Source organism: Streptomyces sp. RLB3-17, from assembly GCF_007113425.2.
Taxonomy (GTDB): domain Bacteria; phylum Actinomycetota; class Actinomycetes; order Streptomycetales; family Streptomycetaceae; genus Streptomyces; species Streptomyces mirabilis_D.
Genome location: NZ_CP041610.2, coordinates 10,583,320 through 10,604,060 on the forward strand (window position 1 = coordinate 10,583,320; position 20,741 = coordinate 10,604,060).

The following is a 20,741-nucleotide window of genomic DNA, read 5'->3' on the forward strand; positions in this document are numbered from 1 at the left end:
AGTTGTCGGAGGATCTATGAGGACACCTCGTCGCGGAACGGCAAGCGAGTGCTCGTGGACCGCGTGTGGCTCCGCGCAATGAGCAAACGACGGGCCCACCTGGACGAATGGCTCCGCGACGTGGCGCCGTCGGCGGACCTGCGCCACTGGCCCCACCACGACCAGGAGCCGTTCGCGGAGTTCCGGGATCGCTACATCGGCGAACTGGCGGACGCCGATCACCGGCCGGCCGTGCGGCACCTGCGTGATTTCGCCGCCCACGACAAGGTCACCTTGCTCACCCCCACCAAGGACCTCGGCCACAGTGAGGCCGCCGTGCACGCCCAGTGGCTCGGCGCCGCCGGCACAGCGAGCCGCTGGATCCGTTGCTCCGTCACCCGGCGGGCCTGGCGGACCGCTCGGCAGCAGGTTCTTCGCCCCGAGGACTTTGCTTCACCGCTCGGCAAACGGGTGTACGACCTGCGGCACACCTGCCTGACGAACTGGCTCAATGATGGCGTGCCGCCGACGCGGGTCACGGACTGGGCGAACTCGTCCCGAGCCCCGGCCCCGCGCCCGCACTACTGGGGTCTGTCCGATCCGGCCCTCCGGGTGAGGCCTCGGCCTTGCCGATCCCCGGCCGGGGGCCGTAACCACTACTCGTTGCGGGCCGGCAGGGGCCCGCAGCGGCACGATCTGCTCCAGCACCGCGGCCGCCTGCCAGTACGCGTCCGGCGATCCGACCTCGATCTGCGGGGTATTCACCCGGTGTCGTGCGACGGCGGCCACCAGTGCCGAGTAGTCCCGTACGGCGAGTTCTTGCCGAGCAGTTCCTCCTGCCGGTCAAGGAGCCACCGGATATCGATCTCCAGGCGGACGGTGGCGTGGACCGCCGCCAGCGCCTGGGCGACGGCCGCCGGAGCCGGGCTGACGCCGACGGAGGCCGCCGCTGTGGTCGGGATCTCCGCCGGCACGGCTCGCTTCCGCCTGCACCGCACTACGGAAGGCGCGCCCACAACGGCTACTGCCGGTGGCGAAACCGCCGGCAGGCACGCATCGTCGGAGTCGGCCTCGCTTACATCGGGAGCCGCTACCTGGGCTATCGATGCCGCTACCGCTACGGGATGATGCGGGTGTGCACCGGGGGCTTCGGCCTCCACGCCTGCGGCGGAACCACCCTCGGCACGACGTACTTCACCTATAACCGCAGTTATGACCGCAGTGAATTCACAAACAGGGCCCGGATACGTCACGAGAACCGGCACAGGCGGTAATGGATGCGGTACGGGTACCGATTCGCCTACATGTACCTCAGAGCGGGAAGCGACCCGTGCCACAACAGGTGGGAGCGCTGCGCCAATTGGAGGGACAGGGGATACCTCCAATGCTGAACAGCCTCGTAAACGACCAGTGTGGCGCTTTGTACTGATGGGGTCAGTACTCGGCCTGGCGGCCCTCGCCGCCGTCGGCACATGGGTGTACGGCGCCTACAGCATGTCCGACCCGGCGACGACCATCCTGGCGGGCATGGCAAGCAGCCCGAAGACCTCAGGGGAAGCGAGGTGTGATCACCTTGTGGAATGCAGACGATTTCCTGAAGACGTCTTCGGGAGCACAGCCGAAGACCCTGCCGGCGAACCTCGACATCTCCGTCACGTTCGCCGGAGTCGAGGACGGCACCGGTGATGTGTTCAACGTCCGCAAGGTCAAGGCAGCGTATATCCCCGATGGGCAGTACTGGACCCGCGACGGTTCCAGAACCGCCGCACAGATCGACGCCCAACTCGACTGCCACGACAGCAACTAAGAGGTTGTCTCACGTGGCACGTTTCGCGAGCTTCTTGTAGCAGGTCAGGGCGGCGGCCATGGCCAGGCCTCGGCTCTGCCAGTCGTTGCGGACCACGTATGGGATCTTGAGACCACGAGCAGCCCGTGGCAGGCTCATGCCGCATGATCGATGCATTCGCGAAAGACAACCTGCACGAGAGACTGCGGCGGGACCGCAAGGCGCTGCTCTGGAAACTCGACGGCTTGTCCGAATACGACGCCCGCCGACCTTTGACAGCGACCGGGACCAACCTCCTCGGCCTGGTCAAACACGTGGCCACCGTCGAGGCCGGGTACTTCGGCGAGGTCTTCGACCGCCCTTCTCCGGAACCGCTGCCCCGATGGCAGGACTACAACGGCAGCGATCTGTGGGCGACCGAGGACGAGACCCGCGATCAGATCATCGGGTTCTACCGGCGCACGTGGGAACACTCGGACGCGACGATCAACGACCTTCCCCTTGACGCCCCCGGCCACGTGCCGTGGTGGCCGGAGCCTTATCTCAACACGAACCTGTTCGCCATCATGGTCCATGTCCTCGGCGAGACAAACCGGCATGCGGGGCACGCCGACATCCTGCGCGAAGGCGTCGACGGCCGAACCGGGATGCGCCCCGAACACGAGATGCAGATCGATGAGGACGCCCGCACCGCCTACTGCGCGAAGATCGAGCAGGCCGCCAGATCGGCCTCATCAGCCAAGGCGTAGAGGGCTGTCCCACGTGACTTGATGTTCGAGCGGCATGACGCCGGTCGTGGGTGCTGATCTGTCGAAGCGTCTGGTTCCTGATGAACTCTGGGAGCTGGCCGCCCCGTTGCTGCCGTCGTCCGCTGCTCGTCCGCAAGGTGGTGGGACCGCTCCGTGTGACGAGCGGGCCGTGTTCACGGCAGTGGCGTACGCGCTGACCAGCGGCTGTGCCTGGGGGCATCTGCCGCCGACGTTCGGCACGTCGCCCGCCACCGCGCATCGCCGCTTCACGGTATGGACCGAGGCCGGCCAGTGGCGTCGGCTGCACCGGACGGTGCTGGACGAACTCGGGGCCCGGGGCGAGGTGGACTGGACCTCGGCGATCGTCGACGCGGCCTCCGTCCGCGCCAAAAGGGGGGATCGCTGACCGGGCCGAACCCGGTCGATCGCGGCAAGCAGGGCAGCAAGCTGCACGTGCTGTCCGATGCCCAGGGCATCCCGCTCGCCGTCGCCGTGTCCGGCGCGAACATGCACGACAGCCTCGCCCTCAAGCCGCTCATCCGCGGCATACCCGCCGTCCGGTCCCGCCGGGGACCACGGCGGCGCCGACCCGTCAAACTCCGCGCGGACAAGGCGTATCTCTCCGCCGAACACCTGGCCTGGCTGCGCGAGCGCGGGCTCGTCGCGCGCATCGCGCGGCCCGGCATCGAGTCCGGCGAACGCCTCGGTCGGCACCGCTGGAAGATCGAACGGTTGATCGCCTGGCGCTTCGGCTACCGCCGCCTCACCGTCCGATACGAACGAAAGGGCTCGCACTTCCTCGCCTTCCTCGGCCTGGTCGCCGCCCTGACCTGCTACAAGTTCAACAAAAAGCCAAGGCCTCCGGGCTACGGCACAGTACTCGCCGCCGAGGGCAGCCGAAGGGCTTCCGGTCGAGCGGGCAAGGAAAGGCTGTGCGTGATCTCCGGCGGCCGGCTTGACACCACCCGGGGAGCGGCTCGCTCGGTTCGTCCATGAGCCGCCAACCTGGCCAATTTTCCCTCTTTATGAGGTATAGGGGTTGGCGTAAAGGTGACTTGACGCCTGGTGGACAGGGCAAACTGCTGACCTCGGCACTTGACGGCACCACGCTGTCCTCCCATGAGAGACATGAACAACAGGTGGCGCCCCGGGATCCGCCCTCCCCGGCCTCGGCATACGGCGGCGGCCGCCGCCCTCGTGGCGCTCGTGGCCGGTCTGACCGCCGCCCCCGGCGCCGCTCAGGACCTCGGCCCGCACAGCGGGCGAACGGAAGTCACCGCGCAGACCGGAGCGGCCCGGTCGCCGATCATCTCCCGGCATCAGCTCACCCTGATCACCGGCGACCGCGTCACGCTGGAGACGGACACTTCGGGCAAGCAGAGTGTGTCGGTCGAGCCCGCCGAGGGCCGCGAACGAGTCGCGTTCATCAAGCGCCAGGCCGGTCGCGACTGGACGGTCATACCCGCCGACACGCTCCCGCTGCTCGCGACGGGCCGCCTCGACAAGGCGCTGTTCAACGTATCCGCCCTGATCCGGGGCAAGTACGCGCAGCGGTCGAGCCTGCCGCTGATCGTCGAGTACGCCGGGGACGCGGGCACCGCCCGGCGCCGGCTGACCGCCGCCGGTGCCGACACCGTCCGCCCCATCGGCGGGACCCCCTTCGCGACCCTCGGCGAACACCGCGCGGACGCCGCCGGGTTCTGGAAGGGCATCGCCCCCGGCCGGGCGGACGCCACGTCCTTCGGAGCGGGTGTGCGCCGGGTCTGGCTGGACGGCCACTCCAGGATCCAGCTCGACAGCACGGTGCCGCGCATCGGCGCCCCGCACGCCTGGGAGAAGGGCTACACCGGCACCGGCGTCAAGGTCGCCGTGCTCGACACCGGTTACGACCCCAACCACCCGGACCTCAAGGGCCTCGTCACCGAGTCCGCGAACTTCACCACCGAGCCGAACACCGACGACCTGAACGGCCACGGCACCCACGTGACCTCCACGGTGGCCGGTTCCGGTGCGGCCTCCGACGGCAAGTACAAGGGTGTGGCACCCGGTGTGCAGATCCTCTCCGGCAAGGTGTGCACCGCGGACGGCAACTGCGACAACTCCGACATCGTCAAGGGCCTGGCCTGGGCCGCCCAGCATGGCGCCAAGGTGATCAACCTCAGCCTGGGCGACACGGACACCCCGGAGACCGACGCCCTTGAGGCCATGGTCGAGACCGTGACCCATGACTACGGCACGCTGGTCGTGGCCGCGGCCGGCAACAGTGGTCCCGGCAAGGTCTCCTCGCCCGCCTCCGACGACCGGGCGCTGGCCGTCGGCGCGGCCGAGGAGGACGACGACCTCGCCGGCTTCAGCTCGGTCGGCCCGCGGGTGGGCGACTCCGGCCTCAAGCCGGACATCATCGCCCCCGGCGTCAACGTCGTCGCCGCAAGGGCGGGCGGCACCACCGCCGACGACGGCTATGTCGCGATGAGCGGCACGTCCATGGCCACACCCCATGTGACCGGAGCCGCCGCCATCCTGTTCCAGCAGCACCCCGACTGGACGGCGGAGCAGGTCAAGCGCCAGCTGATGCAGTCGGCGACCGGCGCGAAGGAGCACGGCGCGTACTTCCAGGGCGCCGGACGCGTCGACGTCGCCCGGGCGGTCGACCAGGACGTCACCGCCGACACCACCGCACTGGACTTCGGGCTGATCCGCTGGACGGACGGCGAGCGTCCCCCGGTGACCAAGACCATCACCTACCGCAACCCGGGCGCCGCGCCGGTCACCCTTCAGCTGAAGGACAACCCGAGCAGCGGGAAGAAGGACGTGCCCGCTCCCGCCGGCCTGTTCCGGCTCAGCGCCGACTCGGTCACCGTGCCCGCGCACGGAACGGCGGCCGTCACCCTCACCGCGACCCCGGAAGCCACCACGACGTACGCCGCCTACAGCGGTGTGGTGACCGCGAGCACCGCGGACGACCAGGTGTCGGTGCGCGTCCCGTTCGGCATGGACGTCGAGCAGCCGTCGTACGACCTGCGCATCGGCATGAAGAGCCGCACGGGCGCCGCCCCCGACAACGCCTACCTGCTGGTCAACTCGGCCGACGGCAAGGCGTACGAGGTCGAGGCGCTAGGCAAGAGCAGCACAGTGGTGCGACTGCCGAAGGACACCTACTCGGTGAGCGGCTTCTACTTCGACGCATCCTTCACCGAGGGCACCATCGTCGGAGTGCCGAAGGTCGTGATGAGCGCCGACCGACAGGTGACCATCGACGCCCAGAAGGCGAAGCCCGTCACGGTGTCGGCACCGAGCCGCTCCGCACGCATCATGTCGGCCGAGATCGGCACGATCAGCATGGCCGACCAGCTTCTCTCGGTCACCATGTACAACGCGATCGGCACGGACCACATCGACGGCGTGTACGCGGTGCCGACAACCCGGTACAAGGACTCGAAGTTCACCTACCTCGTCACCAGCGTCTGGGGCGACCCGGCCGGCGCGGACGGGAACCCCGCCTCGGTCTACTACCTCACACGACCGGTGCACGGCGGCATCCCGGCGGATCCCGCCTACAACCCCCGCAGGTCGGAGCTGGCCAGGGTGAACACCACGTTCGCCGCCACCACGCCCGGCACCACGGCCACGCGCATCGTGTGGACGTACGTCGACAACGTCCGCTTCAGCGGCCGGGCGATGGAGGGAATTCCGGTCCCGACCCGGCGCGTCGACTACTTCTCGGCGGCCGACGGCCTGCGCTGGCAGGCGGCCTTCGACCAGAACAACCTCTTCGACCCGGACACGCGCGGGCAGAGTTACCTGAGCGACCTGCACGGCTACAAGGCCGGCTCCCAGGTCGAGGAGCGCTGGAACGGCGGGATCCAGGCCGTGGGCCTCTCGTCCCAGATGGCCGCCTTCCGTGAGGGCGACACGATGTACCGGCCCTTCCAGTCGGCCGCGAACGGCAACCTCGACCTGGTGGCCGACACCACGTCCGGCCTGCCCGAGGTGAAGCTGTGGCGCAACGGCGAGCTGGTCTCCCAGGACTGGAGCATGAGCGACGTCCCGGCCGACGCCACCCCCGCCGACTACCGGCTGACGGTCGAGCACAACCGTGACCTGGCCCCCAGCTCCGTCTCCACGAGTGTGCGGGCGGAATGGCGGTTCCGGTCGCAGACCACGGCGACCCGGCAGGCGCTGCCGCTGTACGCGGTGCGCATGGCGCCGAAGCTGGACGAGTGGAACCGGGCCGAGGCCGGTCGCAAGCTCGACATCCCGGTCCTGATCCAGCGGACGGCCGGCGCCCCGGCGTCGCCCATCCGCGTCTTCACCACCGAGGTCTCCTTCGACGAGGGGAAGTCCTGGCAGTCGGTGCGGGTCGAGGGCTCCGGCATGGAGCGCACCGTGACCGTGGAGCATCCGCGCCGCGCCGCGGGCGGCTCGGTCAGCCTGCGCGTCCACGTCGAGGACGCGGCGGGCAACTCCTTCAAGGAGACCGTCATCAAGGGCTACCTGCTCAAGTAGCCGCCTTCACGGAGTAGTCCCGTCCTCGAGTCGCTGCTTCCGCGAGGAGCGCCGTCCGGCCGCAGCGGCCGGACGAACGGGGACAGGGCCCGCCGGACACGTCCGGCGGGCCCTGTTCGTGTGCGGTGCGGCGTCCGCCGTGCTCAGAGCCAGTCGCGGCGCGCCGCGTGCCAGCCCAGCTGCATACGGGTCGCGACGCCCGCCAGGCTCATCAGGCCCTGGATGCGCCGCTGGACGGTGCGCTTGCTGACCCGCAGCTGTCCGGCTATCGCCTCGTCGGTCATGCCGGCGACCATCAGGGAGAGCAGGTGCCGGTCCTCCCCGACCGGCGAGGCCGCATCGGCGGTGCCGGCGCCGCCGATCTGGCCCTCCTCGGTCACTCGGAGCGGGGCACCGATCTCCCAGTGGTGTTCGAACAGGGCGATGAGCGCGTCCAGCAGGCTGCTCTCCCGCACCACCGCGGCCCGCAGTTCCCGGGGGTTGCCGGACGTGCCCGAGGCGGCCAGCGGCAGGATGGCCACCGAGCGGTCGGCGATCGCCATCCGCAGCGGCAGCAGGGGTACCGCCCTGGACACCTCTCCGGCGCGTACGCCCTTGACGACATAGTCCACCGCGTCGGGGTCGTCGAAGTACGCCTGTTCGTACAGGGCTCTGTAGAGCACGCCCCGGTCCAGCGCGTCGAACTCCTCCTGATTGCTCTCCGGTGACATGGCCACGTACTGGGCCTTCACGAACCACATCATCTCGCGGCCGGCGCCGTGCTGGAGCTGGCGCAGATGCTGGCGCAGTGCCGCAGCGCCGGTGATGATCTCGACGGCCTCGCCCGTGCTCCGGGCCCACGCGCTGCGGCGGTGTGTCTCCGCCAGTTCGTAGACCGCGGCCCGGGTCTGTTCCAGGGCGTCGAAGTGGCGTTGGAGCCGGGGCATGAGGGCCACCTGGGGCGGCACGGCCGTGAACCATTCGGGACTGTCCGGACTGTCCTCGGCCGCCGATGCCAGGCCCTTGTGCTCCAGCGCGCGCAGCAGCATCCGTGCGGTCACGACGTCGAGGGCTGAGCGGCCGGAGATGTCCTGAGCGGACGCCGTCCCGGTGGCGACCAGAAGGCGGTACACCTCGCTCTCGTCGGCCGTCAGGCCCACCGTCTCCAGCATGTCGCCACCTTTCTCACCATCCGGGCCGCCTCCGCCCGGGTTTCCGCGGGGGGAACGCGGTCGTCCCGGCGGATGATTCCACCAGCCTCTGGGACCAGGCACCACGACGGTTGTCACCGGCGATCCGGTTCACCGTGACGAGGCGGTGCCGTCAGCACATCCGGTGGCCCCGGGCTGGGCCGCTCGAGTGTCACAGACTGTGGGCCGCGCGGTGGCGAGGTTCGTACAGCGGCAGTTCGGCTTCGTTTCGCCGCGGTGGGGTCGTTCGGTCTACGGGGTCGTCACCGGGCCCGACTGGTCCCAGCCGGGTACGAGGTCGTCACGGTGGACATCTTCCCCGTGGACCTGTTCGCCGCAGGTCTCGCACACCGTGTGGGTGACGAGTTCGTGATCCCGGTGCCGGATCCGGCCGGGCGGTGCGGTGACGACCCAGCGGTCGCCCCAGCCGATCAGCTCGCGGGTGATGGCCCCCAGATCGCGCCCGGCCTCCGTCAGGTAGTAGCCGCTGTAGCGGGCGTCGTCCGGCAGCGGGCGCCGTTCGAGGACGCCGCTCTCCACCAGTGCCTTCAGGCGCGCGGCGAGCCGGTCCGTGGGAGCGCCGGTGTTCCTGGCGATCTGCCGGAAGCGGTGGTTGCCGAGCATGACCTCGCGGATCGCCGGCAGGGCCCAGCGGTCACCGATGATCTGGAGGGCCGCGGCGAGGGAGCACGGGCGCCCCGCCATGTCCCGGGGGTCGATGCGTGTGGTCATTGTCCCAGTGTCACCCGGCGGGGTTTGAATTCCAAATCACCCTGTGCTTGGGTTGCATCATGTCCATGCTGCTTCGATTGTCAAAGCACCCTCGGGCGGCCGCCGTAGTCGTCCTGGTGGCCGTCTTCATGACCAACCTGGATCTGCTGATCGTGAACGTCGCGCTGCCCGCCATTGGAGAGGACTTCTCCGCAGGCGGCGGCGCAGCGGGCCTCGGATCGCTGTCCTGGGTCCTCAACGCCTACGCGATCACCTTCGCCGCGCTGCTGGTGGTGGCCGGGCGTGCCGGTGACCGCATAGGGCAGCGGCCGGTCTTCCTCGCCGGGATCGCCGTCTTCACGCTCGCGTCGCTGGGCTGTGCCCTGGCCCCGAACCTGGGAACCCTCATCGTGGCCCGGGTGGTGCAGGCCGTAGGGGCGTCGGCCCAGATCCCGACCTCCCTGGCCCTGCTGCTGGCGGCGGTGCCGGCCGAGCGCCGCACCCAAGCCACCCGCGGCTGGGCCGGGGTCGGCGGACTCGCCGCGGCCGCCGGGCCCGTCGCCGGTGGCCTGCTGACCGAGGTGGACTGGCGGTGGGTCTTCGCCGTCAACCTGCCCATCGGCATCGCGGCGCTCGTCGTCGGCCGATCCGCGCTGCCGAAGCCGGCCGCGCGGGAGACCGGGCCGCTGCCCGACCTCCTCGGCGCCCTGCTGGTCATCGTCTCGATCGCGTCGCTGGCCGGGGCGCTGGTGCAGGCACCCGACCAGGGCTGGACGAGCGGCGAGACCCTACTGCTGCTGGCCGTCGCCGTGATCGGCGGCGCCGCGTTCGTGCTCCGGTCCCTGCGGCACCCCCGTCCGCTGTTCGAGCTGGACCTGCTGCGGCTGCCGCGCTTCGGTGCGGCGAACGCGGGCAGCCTCCTGTTCGGCGTGGCCTTCTCGATCATGCTGCTGTCGAACGTGCTGTGGTGTCAGGAGGTCTGGCACTGGAGCGCGCTGCGCACCGGTCTCGCCCTGGCCCCCGGCCCCGCGCTCGTGCCCGTCGTCACCGTGCTGACCACCCGCGCCGCGCAGCGCTTCGGGCAGGGACCGCTGATCGCGGCGGGCGGCGTGCTGTTCGCCGGTGGCATGGTCTGGTTCGCGATCTTCGCGTCGGTCACACCGGACTACGTGAGTGAGCTGCTGCCCAGCCAACTGCTGACCGGTGCGGGAGTGGGCCTGGCCCTGGGCACACTGGTGGCCGCCGGCGTGCACGCGGTACCGGGACACCGTGCGGCGACCGGGTCGGCGCTGGTCAACTCGGTGCGCCAGATCTCCGCCACGATCGGCGTCGCCGTCCTGGTCGCGGTCGTCGGCTCCCATGTCGATGCCACCTCGCACCACGACTTCCGGGTCGTCTGGTACACAGCCGCGGCGCTGAGCCTGGTGACCTCGGCGGTCGGGGCGCGGCTCAGCCGAGGGCGGGGCCAGGATCCCGAGCGGACGGGACCCGCCGCGCCGAAGGAGGCCGAGGTGACGGGGCGGGCTCTGCCGCAGACATCCTGACCGGCCGCTGCCCGGCGCGCGAGAGCTGTTCGCCGCCCGGGAAGCCGGACGGGCGAGCAGCAGATGGTGCCTCGCACGTGCGGTCCTTCCTGCTCAGGTGGAGCGGGGCGTAGGCAGATTCCCTGCCGGACGGCGAGACGCGGGGCGAGGACGACGCGACCGCCCGGCAAGAGCGGTGGCTGGGGTTCCCGCCCGTGTCGGAGGATCGGATCGCAGCCATGGAGGAGCGCTTCGGCCGCCGGATGCCCCCGTCGTACCGGGAGTTCCTCAAGGTCCGGGGGTATCGAGATGTTGACTCCTAGGGACGACACCGAGACGCCACCGGACCGGGGTGTCCGACGGCGCCTGGCACGGGCGGCGCCGTCATGCAGGGCGAGGGCAGGACCGGGTCAGGGAAGGCCAGTTGTGTCGACGGCAGGACTCGGCGCCGGTGCCGACGGCGGACCATCCGGCGCAGTCACGGAGTGTCGCAGTCCGCGGGAAAGCTTTCCGCTGGCGATATCGATTTGTCCTGTTATCATCACTACGTAGAGTTATGGCTCATTGCGTGGCTGTGAGCGTCCTTGTCGTACAGCCCGTGTGTGATGTTCGGGAACGAGAGCGCGCCGGGACGGCCGGCCCCGAAGGGGTGTCCCCATGTGTGACCAGGTCTGAGTGCATGACATCTTACGGTTTGTGCGGTTATTCCTTGATCGCCCTATCCTGATGCCATGCGGACTCGGGCAGTCGACGGCCGGTCCTGAGCCGGCGGGAAGCGGGCTTCCATGAGTGAGCGGTTTAGCAGGTCGGGGTTGATAGGCGAGCTGTCGGCCGAATTCGCGGGCACCATGATTCTCATCCTCTTCGGTTGCGGCGTGGTGGCCCAGGTGGTGGCCGGCGGAGCGCTCACGACTCCACCGGGCGGCCTCGGAAACCACGACAGCATCTCCTGGGCGTGGGGCATCGGCGTCACCATGGGTGTCTACGTCGCGGCACGGCTGAGCGGCGCGCATCTCAACCCCGCCGTGACCCTAGCCCTGGCCGCGTTCAAGGGTTTCCCGTGGAGCAAGGTGGCGCCCTACGCGCTGGCGCAGACGGCCGGCGCCTTCGTCGCGGCACTCCTCGTGCGGTGGAACTACACCGAGGCGCTGGCGAAGGCCGACCCCGGGCACACCCTCAAGACGCAGTTCGTGTTCTCCACGCTCCCCGCCAACGGCAACACGAACCTGCCGGTCTACGAGTGGGGCGCGTTTCGCGACCAGGTCATGGGCACCGCCATCCTGCTGCTGTTGATCCTGGCCATCACGGACCTGCTCAACACACCCCCCGGCGCCAACCTGGGCCCGTTCATCATCGGCCTGGTCGTCGTGGGCATCGGCATGGCCTGGGGCACCAACGCGGGCTATGCGATCAATCCGGCACGTGACTTCGGTCCCCGTCTGGCCAGTTTCCTCACGGGGTACGGCAGCGCATGGCGAGATCAGTACGGGAACTTCTACTTCTGGGTGCCGATCCTCGGTCCCCTGGTCGGCGGTCTGGTCGGCGCGGCCCTGTACAAGTTCTTCGTCGGCCGGTTCCTGCCGACAGCGGAGCCGGAGCCGCCGGGCCGCATCCCCGCTCCCAAGGACTGACACCTACGAAAAGGTGGCACCCATGGCTGACTTCGTCGGCGCGGTGGACCAAGGGACCACCAGCACCCGGTTCATGATCTTCGATCATGCGGGCAACGAGGTGGCGAAGCACCAGCAGGAGCACGCCCAGATCCTTCCGCGCTCCGGGTGGGTCGAGCACGACCCGGTGGAGATCTGGGAGCGCACCAACTCCGTGATGCAGAACGCCCTGCGGCACGGGAACCTGTCCCCGACCGACCTGGCCGCGATCGGCATCACCAACCAGCGGGAGACCACGGTCGTCTGGGACCCGCGCAACGGCCGCCCCTACTACAACGCCATCGTCTGGCAGGACACCCGCACCGACTCCATCGCCGCGGCGCTGGAACGCTCGGGCCAGGGAGACGTCATCCGCCACAAGGCGGGCCTGCCGCCGGCGACCTACTTCTCCGGCGGCAAGATCCAGTGGATCCTGGAGAACGTCGACGGCGTCCGCGAGGCGGCCGATCAGGGGCACGCTCTCTTCGGCAACACGGACTGCTGGGTCCTGTGGAACCTGACCGGCGGCCCCGACGGCGGCATCCACGCGACCGACGTGACCAACGCCAGCCGCACCATGCTGATGGACCTGGAGGCCCTCGACTGGGACGACGAACTGCTGGGCTTCTTCCACATCCCCCGGGAGATGCTGCCCACCGTCAACCCCTCGTCGCATCGCGAGGCGTTCGGCGTGACGCGCACATCCCGGCCACTGCGCGCCGCCATCCCCATCAGCGGGGTGCTCGGCGACCAACAGGCGGCCACCGTCGGACAGGTCTGCTACGCGCCCGGCGAGGCCAAGAACACCTACGGCACCGGCAACTTCCTGGTGCTCAACACCGGCACGGAACCGGTCCGCTCGCAGCACGGCCTTCTCACCACCGTGGCGTACCAGTTCGGCGACAGCCCGGCGGTCTACGCCCTGGAGGGCTCCATCGCGGTCACCGGGTCCGCGGTGCAATGGCTGCGCGACCAGATGAAGATCATCAGTAGCGCGCCCGAGAGCGAGACCCTGGCCCGCACCGTCGAGGACAACGGCGGCATGTACTTCGTCCCGGCGTTCTCGGGTCTGTTCGCGCCGTACTGGCGCTCCGACGCCCGGGGCGTGATCGTCGGCCTCGCCCGGTACAACGACAACGGCCACCTGGCCCGGGCGACGCTGGAAGCCATCTGCTACCAGAGCCGCGACGTCGTCGAGGCCATGGAGCAGGACTCCGGAGTCCACCTCGACGTGCTCAAGGTCGACGGCGGTGTCACCGCCAACGACCTGTGCATGCAGATCCAGGCCGACGTCCTCGGCGTACCGGTCAGCCGCCCGGTCGTCGCCGAGACCACCGCGCTCGGCGCCGCCTACGCGGCAGGGCTGGCCACCGGCTTCTGGCAGGACACCGACGAACTGCGCACCCACTGGCAGGAGTCGAAACGCTGGGAGCCGCAGTGGTCCGAGGACCAGCGAGCGGAGGGCTACGAGGGCTGGAAGCAGGCCGTGGAACGCACGCTCAACTGGGTCAAGGTCAAGTAGACCGGGCGTACGGCCAGGCCGCGGCGGCCAGTCCGGCGAGGCCGAGGCATGCGCGCTGGGCGGCTTCAGGTGCGGGACCGCATTCGGGTGTCTGCCCCTACCGGCATTCACCGTGAGACCGGGTGGGCGCTTGCCGTCTGAGTGTCCTGGTTGGCCACCGCGGCCCACCAGGACACTCAGTCACAACTGAACAGCCCTGCAATGGGGTGCTGGGTGGTCAGGCTCCCGTTGCGTCCCTCACGTACGACGACGTTGCTGTTGCGGGTTCCGTGGCGGCCGTGGGTTCGGGGCCACCTTCGCTGAGGCCGAACCGGTCGTGGAGCCTGCGAAGGAAGCCGGGTGCGTACCAGGCGGAGCGGCCGAGCAGGCGCATGGCGGCGGGGACGAGTACGCCGCGTACGGCGAGGGCGTCGATGAGGACGGCCAGTCCGCTGCCCAGGCCGAACATCTGCATGAAGCTGATCTTGGCGGTGCCGAAGGCGAAGAAGCTCACCGCGAGGAGGAATGCCGCCGCGCTCACGATGCGTCCGGTGTGGCCGAGGCCGTCGGCCACGGCGGTCTCGTTGTCCTTGCCCAGATCGTGGAGTTCCTTGATCCGGCTGGTGACGAACACCTCGTAGTCCATCGAAAGGCCGAAGGCGATGCAGAACATCAGCACCGTCATCGACATTTCCATCGGCTGCGCCGTGAAGCCGAGCAGGGAGGAGAGGTTGCCGTCCTGGAAGATCCAGGTCATGACGCCGAGGGTCGCCGCCAGGCTGATCACGTTGAGGACCAGTGCGCGCAGCGGCTGCACGACGCTACCGGTGAACAGGAAGAGCAGGACGAAGGTGGTGAGGGCGACCAGGGCCACGGCGATCGGGAGCCGGCCGCCGATGGAGTCCTTGGAGTCGACCAGTACGGCGTCGGTTCCGCCCACCAGGGGGTGTGTCCCGGTGGGCGGGGTGAGTGTCCTCACCTCTTTGACCAGGTCCTGGGCCGCGTCCGACTTCGGTGTCAGGGCGCTCACCAAACTGATGCGCTGCGCGTCGGGCCGACCGAGGGTGGTGTCGCCGGGTGCGGTCGCTGTGGACTGTCCCCCGGCGTAGGTTCCGGCGCTGGTCTCGACGCGTACGACGCCCTGGAGTCCGGACAGTTCGACCGCGTACGACTCCAGCGGGGCCTTGCTCACGGGCTGGTCGATGACGATGTTGACGGCCGAGTCCTCGCTGCCGTCGAAGTTCGCCCGCAGTGCTGTGGAGACCTGGCGGCTGGCGGCGTCCTTGGGCAGGACGCGTTCGTCCGGTGTGCCGAAGGTGATGCCCAGCAGCGGGCTCGCCGCCGCCAGCAGCACGGCGAGTACGGGAAGCGCGGTGAGCGCGGGCCGGCGCATGACGGTGCGGGCCAGCCGTCCCCACATCGGTGCCCGGGCGCCGGAGTGCCCCGGCTTCGCCCACGGCAGCCGCCCGCTGTTGACCCGGTGACCCAGGACGGCCAGCAGGGCCGGCATCACGAACAGGGTGCCGAGGGCGGCGATGGCGACGACACCGACTCCGGCGAAGCCGAACGAACGCAGGAAGTACTGCGGGAACACCAGGAGCGCCGCGAGCGCCGCCGCCACGGTCGCGGCGGAGAACGCGACGGTGCGGCCGGCCGTGTGCACCGTGCGCCGTACGGCGTCGTCCACGCTCGCCCCTGCCGCGAGCTGCTCCCGGAAGCGGCTGGTCATCAGCAGGGCGTAGTCGATGCCCAGTCCGAGGCCCAGGGCGGTGGTGAGGTTGGTCGCGGTGTCGGCGACGTCGGTGACGCTGCCGAGAAGGGAGAGCTGGGCGAACGAGCCGATCACGGCGATGACGGCGATGGCCAACGGCAGCAGGGCCGCGACCACGCTGCCGAAGACGAACAGGAGCAGCACGAGGGTGAGCGGTATGGCTATGGTCTCGGCCAGGACCAGATCGTCGACCACCTGTTTCGACAGGTCGTGGCCGACCGCGGCGCCGCCCCCGGCCTGGACCGTGAGCGCGCCCTTGTGGGTTCCGGTGTAGGTGTCGAGGATCTTCTTGGCGTTCTCCCGCTGCTGTGTCTCGTCGCCTGTCACATGGGCGAGCACCATGGCTTCGCGGCCGTCCCGGGAGCGGAGGTCGGGGCTGCCCGTGTCCCAGTACGAGACGACGTTGGTGAGCTCCTTCTCCTTCTTGAGTTCGGCCACCAGGGTCTGTCCGCTCCGCGTGGCGGCGGGGGTGTCGACGCGGCTGTCGGGGGCTTGGACGAGCAGGACGAGGTTCGTCTCTCCGTCGAACTTCTCGTCGATGACCTTCGCGGCCCGGGTGGACTGGGAGGCGGGGTCGTCGAAGCCGCCTCCGCGCAGCTTTGCGAATGCGCCGGCTCCCAACACGCCCATGAGGGCCACGGCCACGACGGCGATGACGAGGACCAGCCGGGACCGGCGAATCGCAAGTTCGGCCAAGCGTTCAAACACGAGCGTTCTCCTTTGCGTTCTTACGGTGGAAGTGGCGTGAGACAGCCGGATGTACGGCGGAGCCGGCGCAGTGCCCCGCCAGGCCTCTTAGTCCCTGATGTCTTGCCAGGGTTGCGGTCGCGAGGTCCGCGTCACAGTGCTCATCGCCAAGGCGTAGGGCGGCCTGGCGACTCATGAATTTTCCGCCGCGAGTTACTTGCTATCGGGTTCGTTAGAAGTTGTAACTCACCTTCGGAGGGAGTGTCAATAACCATCGTGATAGCCTCTAACTAGACGGTGAGGGAGGGCAGGTCATGGACGGAGCAGAGGCGACGACGCCACGCGAGCGCTACCGCACCCAGGTGCGTGCGGAGATCAAGGAGCGTGCGTGGGAGCAGATCGCCACGGCGGGGGCGTCCGCGCTCTCCCTCAACGCGATCGCTAAGCGCATGGGCATGAGCGGGCCCGCGCTGTACCGGTACTTCGCCAGCCGTGACGAGTTGATCACCGAGTTGGTCAGGGACGCGTACCGCAGCCTCGCCGACACCGTCCGTGCGGCCCGCGCCGCGGGTGCCGACCCGACCGGCCTCGCGCACGCGCTGCGCGGCTGGGCCCTGGCCGACCCCCAGCGGTACTTCCTCGTCTACGGCACCCCTGTCCCCGGCTACCACGCGCCCGACGACATCACCGCGATCGCCTCCGAGATCATGGCGGGCCTGCTCGACGCGTGCGCCGAACTGGCCGCGGACGGCCCGACGACCCCGTTCGATGCCCACCTCGCCGAACACCGGGACTGGGCGGGCGGCCACCCCGCCCCGCCCGCCACGCTCCACCGGGCCCTGACCTTCTGGACCCGCCTGCACGGCGTCCTGTCCCTGGAACTCGCCGGCCACTTCACCGGGATGGGGTTCGACCCCGAGCGGTTCTACGAGGCCGAGCTGGCCGACCTGCTGCGCATGCCCACGGAGTCCTGAAGGCGCGGCGTTCCCGGAGTGCGCAGAACGCGCTGACCCTCTAAGGGTGTTGCGCACCACCCCGTGTCCGGAGCCTGGCACCGGTGAGTTCGGGCTCCAGACCCTCCCTCAACCCGGCATGTCCTCGGCGGCGCGGAGCGCCATTCAGACTCCCGGGTCGGCTGTGATCGGACCGGGCCGCAGCGCCCGCGCGGCCTCCAACTGCGCGGCGAAGGAGAGCCCCAGAAAGAGGGCGATGGAGGTCAGGTAGGCCCAGAGCAGCAGCGACATGAAGGCGCTGAGCGGGCCGTAGATCGTGTCGAAGGACCCACTGATGCCGAGGTACAGGCTCAGCAGCCAGGTCAGGGCCGTCCACAGCACGAGATACACGGCGGCGCCGACCGACAGCCAGGTGTAGCCGGGCTGTCGGCGTCGGGGGGACCGGCGGAAGATCGCGCCGGCCGAGAGGAGGGCGAGCAGCAGGCCGAAGGGCCAGCGCAGGATCTCGCAGACGGTCCTGGCGTCGCCGTCGAGGTGATAGACCGTCACCGCCGCGGCGGCCAGGTCGCCGCCGGCCACCATCACGATGAACCCGAGGCCGAGCGGGATCCCGGCGCTGAGGGACATCACGAGCCCGCGCAAAACAGCAGCCCGGCCAGCGGCCACCGCCACGGCCTGCGGACCCGGGACAGCACGAGCACCGCGAGTCCGGCGTACAGCGCGGTGGCCGCGCCGGTGTGGCCGGAGGTGTAACTGGACGTGGGCGGAGAGGCGTCGAGGCGGTGCACGTCCGGGCGGGTACGGTCCACCGACTCGGTGACGGCCAGGAACACCAGCGACTGGAGCGAGACGGCGACGGCGAGGAAGACCGCCTGGCGCCACATCGGCAGCCGGGGTACGAGCAGCAGGGCCACGCAGCTCAGCAGGGTGATGGCGACCACCGTGAGGGTGTTGCCCGCCTCCGAGCCGAGGTACGACAGGGTGGTGAGCGGGCCCGTACGGATCCGCTCGAATCCCTCGCTGACGTTGTCCTCGACCGTCAGCGGCCACACGTTCCGGGCGGGGCCCGTGATCAGGAGCCCGAAGCCCACCATCAGGGCGGCCTGGCAGACGGTCGGTACGCCGATGCGCGCGGCGGTCCTGCCGATACCGCGGGGCAGGACGGACGAGCGGCCCGGCCGGACCGCTTCCGGCCCTTCCCCAGTCGCTCCCGCGGCTCTCTCCGGCACGGCGGTCGGCATCGGGACTCCCACGGGTCGGCGCCTCGCGGCGGTCTTCGGCTGGGTGACGTTCGCACCCGATGCCCCGCCGTGTGCCCCCGAAGCGGAGACGCAGACGCTCTGTGACGTGGGAATCCACGAACGCGCGCCCCGGACCCGCACGTAAGGTGCGTCCTGGCCAGTTGTGCGCCGGTCTCCCCGGCGTACCGCCGCCCACTGCCACGACCTCGCACAGTGACAGTCCGCCGACGACGTGGACCAGGAGTACGACTTCGGGAACCTACCTGCCGCGCACCGGGCTCGGCTCCCTGACCGGCGGCGCCGGTGCCGGCGTGATGCTGATCAGCCCCACCGCCCAACCTGGCCCTGCGTCGGTGACGTCTCAGCCGACGCTGTCGCGCGGAAGCACCAAGCTGCGCAGGTCGTTGCAGCCCGCCGACGGCGAGTCGCCCGGAACCGGCCATGTCTGGTGGGACTGAAGAGCGAGGCTCACCAGAGTGAGAAGCAGACCGATGTCGGCGTCCACTTCGAGGCGTATGGTCACCCACCGCGATTCGGGCACCATCCGGACCGCGGTGGCGCCCCTGAGATGATCCTGGAAACGGTGAATGGCACGCGCTGTGAGATGCAGGTCGACATCGTGATCCGAATGGAAGTGCACGATCTCGCCCTGCGCCGAACTCAGCGCCCGCCCTGTGCCGCAGCTCGGCCGGGCCTCCGCGAGGTCCGGCCAGCCCGCCAGTTGCGTCATGGCACGCGAGGCCAACGTCATGCGCCCATCATGACGAGCTCACCGTCCGGCCACCAGGACTTGAGCAAGCCGTAACTGAGCCGTAGCCCACGCATGTCCGGAAATGGAGGGTGGAGGTCAGGGGCGTTTCTCCCCGAGCGGGCAGCGTTCTCCGAGGTCGACCGCGAGGTGGTACGGGACGGGTGGGTCAGGCGGGGTCGAGTGCCTTGAGCTGGAGGGCGAGGACGAGCCTGATGTCGGGATCGGCGAGATTGATACCGACGGTCTGTTCGATCTTCGTCAGCCGGTAGCGCAGGGTGTTCGCGTGGATGTGCAACCGCTGCGCGGCGGTGCGGATGTTGCCCTGGTGCTCCAGCCAGGCGTGCAGCGTGGGGAGGTAGTCCGTGCCGTGGGCCGTGTCCTGCTCGCGCAGACGCCACAGGGGTGTCACCGTCTCCAGGTCGGCGACCACGGTCGGGTCGAGCACCCGGATGAGGGCGGCACGCGCCCAGCAGTCCTCGAAGGCGAGCGGGGCGCCGGGCGCAGGCGCGAGGCGGGCCACGGCCAGCGCCCGCTCGGCCTCCTTGCGCGACCTGGGCAGTCCGCCGCGGTCGTCGGCCGCCGAACCGACGCCCGCGTAGATGGGCATACGATCCCCGGTCCCGTCGTCGAGCAGGTCCCGCAGCCAGTCCCGTACCGTCGCCGCGGAGTTCTCCTGGGGACGGCCGACCGTCAGGATGAGGTACCAGAGGTTGGACAACTGCCCGGCGTGCACGGTCAGATCCCGGGACCGCTGCATCAGCGCGAGCCCGTGTTCCAGTCGGGAGCGGGAGATGGCGCGCGCGGAGGGGTCGTTGGGGGCGACGGCCAGCGCGGCGACCCAGTGGGCGCCGCGCGGGAGTTCGATGGAGTCGCCGGAGCCGGTGACGGTGGGACCGCCGTGCAGCAGGACGGCCAGTTGCTCCATCTCGACCCGGTGGGTGCGATAGTCCTCGGTCCTGCGCCGCATCAGATGCACCGCGACCCGCTGGGCGATCCGCGCGAACGCCGTCACCTGCCGCCGCTCGGCCCCGGACACCACCGCCCACATCGACCCGAGGCCGAAGCTCCCGGCGCGCAGCCCCACGGCGAGCCGGTCGGCGGCGCCCTCCGCCACCCCGCGCACCACGACCGGGCCCTCGCTGCGAGCGATCTCCTGCGGGACCCCGCGCGCCGCGAGCGCCTGCGAGAACCCGGTCGGCGCACGGCGGCCCAGCAGCGTCTCCGCCCGCACCGGATCGCCTCCGGTCTGGTCACTGGAGTAGGCGAGCAGCCAGCCCCGCGGGTCCTCGATCGTCACGGGGCCGCCGACCGCGTCGGCCGCCATGTCGGCGAGTTCGAACAGGTCGACGCCCCCGGACGGCTCCGGACCGGAGTCGGCGGCGTGCCGGGCGATCTCACCCTGCAGCAGGGCCACCGCCTGCAGCCAGTCGATGCCCTCGTCCAGTACGAGCACCCCGCACCCGGAGTCCGCGGCGGCCCGCAGCACGTCCGCGTCGTCCTGGACACGGCACTTCGTGGCCACCGCCGCGGCCACTCCGCCGAGCCGGCGCAGCAGCGCGATCACGGCCGTCACGTCGTCCATGCCGATGGCGAGGACGATGTCACCGCGCCCAGGACTCTGCGCCGTGCCCGGCTCGTGCACCCGTACGCCGCCCACGGGCAGGGACGGTTCGGGCAGCAGTACCGCGCGCAGCACGTCGTTGCCGAGTGCGGCGGTCAGTGTCTCCAGCGTGCCGCTTGCGCCGCCGGCCGTGTGGGTGGTCAT

14 protein-coding genes and 5 pseudogenes are annotated in these 20,741 nt (G+C 70.0%); 10 read left to right on the plus strand and 9 right to left on the minus strand.

Features of this window, described 5'->3' with window-relative positions; translation table 11 throughout:
- Window positions 1-12 precede the first annotated feature (12 nt).
- A pseudogene (locus FNV62_RS56340) lies at window positions 13-333 on the plus strand (DUF488 domain-containing protein); the annotation flags it as partial.
- A gap of 407 nt (window positions 334-740) precedes the next feature.
- Here FNV62_RS56340 and FNV62_RS56345 read toward each other — a convergent pair.
- On the minus strand, window positions 741-953 hold the full coding sequence (locus FNV62_RS56345) for a hypothetical protein (RefSeq protein WP_225900958.1): 213 nt from the start codon (window positions 951-953) through the stop codon (window positions 741-743).
- Window positions 954-1,543: 590 nt separating this feature from the next.
- On the opposite strand from FNV62_RS56345, the gene FNV62_RS47690 reads away from it, so the two are divergent.
- The gene (locus FNV62_RS47690) at window positions 1,544-1,786 is read left to right on the plus strand and encodes a hypothetical protein (protein WP_143629699.1); all 243 of its coding nucleotides are present in this window, start codon (window positions 1,544-1,546) and stop codon (window positions 1,784-1,786) included.
- A 9-nt stretch (window positions 1,787-1,795) separates the two neighbouring features.
- Here the strand turns inward: FNV62_RS47690 and FNV62_RS57295 are convergent, their stop codons facing one another.
- On the minus strand, window positions 1,796-1,924 hold the full coding sequence (locus FNV62_RS57295; RefSeq protein WP_257040535.1) for a hypothetical protein: 129 nt from the start codon (window positions 1,922-1,924) through the stop codon (window positions 1,796-1,798).
- A 5-nt stretch (window positions 1,925-1,929) separates the two neighbouring features.
- On the opposite strand from FNV62_RS57295, the gene FNV62_RS47695 reads away from it, so the two are divergent.
- From FNV62_RS47695 to FNV62_RS47705, 3 genes and pseudogenes are all read left to right on the plus strand, one after another.
- On the plus strand, window positions 1,930-2,514 hold the full coding sequence (locus FNV62_RS47695; RefSeq protein ID WP_097287952.1) for a DinB family protein: 585 nt from the start codon (window positions 1,930-1,932) through the stop codon (window positions 2,512-2,514).
- Between the two features lie 46 nt (window positions 2,515-2,560).
- A pseudogene (locus tag FNV62_RS47700) lies at window positions 2,561-3,354 on the plus strand (IS5 family transposase); the annotation flags it as partial.
- Window positions 3,355-3,642: 288 nt separating this feature from the next.
- Window positions 3,643-7,020: a S8 family peptidase gene (locus tag FNV62_RS47705; RefSeq protein ID WP_164331874.1), complete on the plus strand. Its 3,378-nt coding sequence runs from the start codon at window positions 3,643-3,645 to the stop codon at window positions 7,018-7,020.
- Between the two features lie 143 nt (window positions 7,021-7,163).
- On the opposite strand, the gene FNV62_RS47710 is transcribed toward FNV62_RS47705, so the two are convergent.
- Complete coding sequence (locus tag FNV62_RS47710) at window positions 7,164-8,171, minus strand: helix-turn-helix domain-containing protein (protein WP_143629701.1); 1,008 nt, start codon at window positions 8,169-8,171, stop codon at window positions 7,164-7,166.
- A 270-nt stretch (window positions 8,172-8,441) separates the two neighbouring features.
- Window positions 8,442-8,921 carry a winged helix-turn-helix transcriptional regulator gene (locus FNV62_RS47715; protein WP_143604322.1) on the minus strand — a complete coding sequence of 160 codons (480 nt, stop codon included), beginning with the start codon at window positions 8,919-8,921 and terminating at the stop codon, window positions 8,442-8,444.
- A 77-nt stretch (window positions 8,922-8,998) separates the two neighbouring features.
- On the opposite strand from FNV62_RS47715, the gene FNV62_RS47720 reads away from it, so the two are divergent.
- From FNV62_RS47720 to glpK, 4 genes and pseudogenes are all read left to right on the plus strand, one after another.
- Window positions 8,999-10,444, plus strand: coding sequence for an MFS transporter (locus FNV62_RS47720; protein WP_225900650.1), 1,446 nt, complete (start codon window positions 8,999-9,001; stop codon window positions 10,442-10,444).
- A 77-nt stretch (window positions 10,445-10,521) separates the two neighbouring features.
- A pseudogene (locus tag FNV62_RS56350) lies at window positions 10,522-10,719 on the plus strand (SMI1/KNR4 family protein); the annotation flags it as partial.
- Between the two features lie 489 nt (window positions 10,720-11,208).
- Window positions 11,209-12,054 carry an MIP/aquaporin family protein gene (locus FNV62_RS47725; protein ID WP_143604325.1) on the plus strand — a complete coding sequence of 282 codons (846 nt, stop codon included), beginning with the start codon at window positions 11,209-11,211 and terminating at the stop codon, window positions 12,052-12,054.
- A 22-nt stretch (window positions 12,055-12,076) separates the two neighbouring features.
- Entirely contained in the window at window positions 12,077-13,594 is a 1,518-nt protein-coding gene (gene glpK, locus FNV62_RS47730; RefSeq protein ID WP_143629704.1) for a glycerol kinase GlpK, read from the plus strand.
- Window positions 13,595-13,811: 217 nt separating this feature from the next.
- Here glpK and FNV62_RS47735 read toward each other — a convergent pair whose 3' ends face one another.
- On the minus strand, window positions 13,812-16,052 hold the full coding sequence (locus FNV62_RS47735) for an MMPL family transporter (protein ID WP_143629706.1): 2,241 nt from the start codon (window positions 16,050-16,052) through the stop codon (window positions 13,812-13,814).
- A gap of 293 nt (window positions 16,053-16,345) precedes the next feature.
- Here FNV62_RS47735 and FNV62_RS47740 point away from each other — a divergent pair, with 293 nt between their 5' ends.
- Window positions 16,346-17,005, plus strand: a complete 660-nt coding sequence (locus FNV62_RS47740) for a TetR/AcrR family transcriptional regulator (RefSeq protein ID WP_143629707.1) — start codon at window positions 16,346-16,348, stop codon at window positions 17,003-17,005.
- Between the two features lie 144 nt (window positions 17,006-17,149).
- On the opposite strand, the pseudogene FNV62_RS57720 reads toward FNV62_RS47740, so the two are convergent.
- From FNV62_RS57720 to FNV62_RS47760, 4 genes and pseudogenes are all read right to left on the minus strand, one after another.
- Window positions 17,150-17,623: pseudogene (locus FNV62_RS57720) on the minus strand (YihY/virulence factor BrkB family protein); the annotation flags it as partial.
- Between the two features lie 5 nt (window positions 17,624-17,628).
- Window positions 17,629-18,225 (minus strand): annotated as a pseudogene (locus FNV62_RS57725) (diacylglycerol kinase); the annotation flags it as partial.
- A 361-nt stretch (window positions 18,226-18,586) separates the two neighbouring features.
- Entirely contained in the window at window positions 18,587-18,976 is a 390-nt protein-coding gene (locus FNV62_RS47755) for a luciferase family protein (RefSeq protein ID WP_060898215.1), read from the minus strand.
- Window positions 18,977-19,142: 166 nt separating this feature from the next.
- Window positions 19,143-20,741 (minus strand): helix-turn-helix domain-containing protein, encoded by a 1,599-nt coding sequence (locus FNV62_RS47760; protein WP_097287961.1) that lies wholly within the window; start codon window positions 20,739-20,741, stop codon window positions 19,143-19,145.

Excerpts from the sequence above, each read along its gene's own strand:
- FNV62_RS47725 (WP_143604325.1), top strand. The coding sequence starts at position 11,209 with ATGAGTGAGCGGTTTAGCAGGTCGGGGTTGATAGGCGAGCTGTCGGCC.
- FNV62_RS47755 (WP_060898215.1), bottom strand. The coding sequence starts at position 18,976 with ATGACGTTGGCCTCGCGTGCCATGACGCAACTGGCGGGCTGGCCGGAC.
- FNV62_RS47695 (WP_097287952.1), top strand. The coding sequence starts at position 1,930 with ATGATCGATGCATTCGCGAAAGACAACCTGCACGAGAGACTGCGGCGG.
- FNV62_RS47760 (WP_097287961.1), bottom strand. The coding sequence starts at position 20,741 with ATGACCACCCACACGGCCGGCGGCGCAAGCGGCACGCTGGAGACACTG.
- FNV62_RS47705 (WP_164331874.1), top strand. The coding sequence starts at position 3,643 with ATGAACAACAGGTGGCGCCCCGGGATCCGCCCTCCCCGGCCTCGGCAT.
- FNV62_RS47740 (WP_143629707.1), top strand. The coding sequence starts at position 16,346 with ATGGACGGAGCAGAGGCGACGACGCCACGCGAGCGCTACCGCACCCAG.
- glpK (WP_143629704.1), top strand. The coding sequence starts at position 12,077 with ATGGCTGACTTCGTCGGCGCGGTGGACCAAGGGACCACCAGCACCCGG.
- FNV62_RS57295 (WP_257040535.1), bottom strand. The coding sequence starts at position 1,924 with ATGAGCCTGCCACGGGCTGCTCGTGGTCTCAAGATCCCATACGTGGTC.
- FNV62_RS47715 (WP_143604322.1), bottom strand. The coding sequence starts at position 8,921 with ATGACCACACGCATCGACCCCCGGGACATGGCGGGGCGCCCGTGCTCC.
- FNV62_RS47710 (WP_143629701.1), bottom strand. The coding sequence starts at position 8,171 with ATGCTGGAGACGGTGGGCCTGACGGCCGACGAGAGCGAGGTGTACCGC.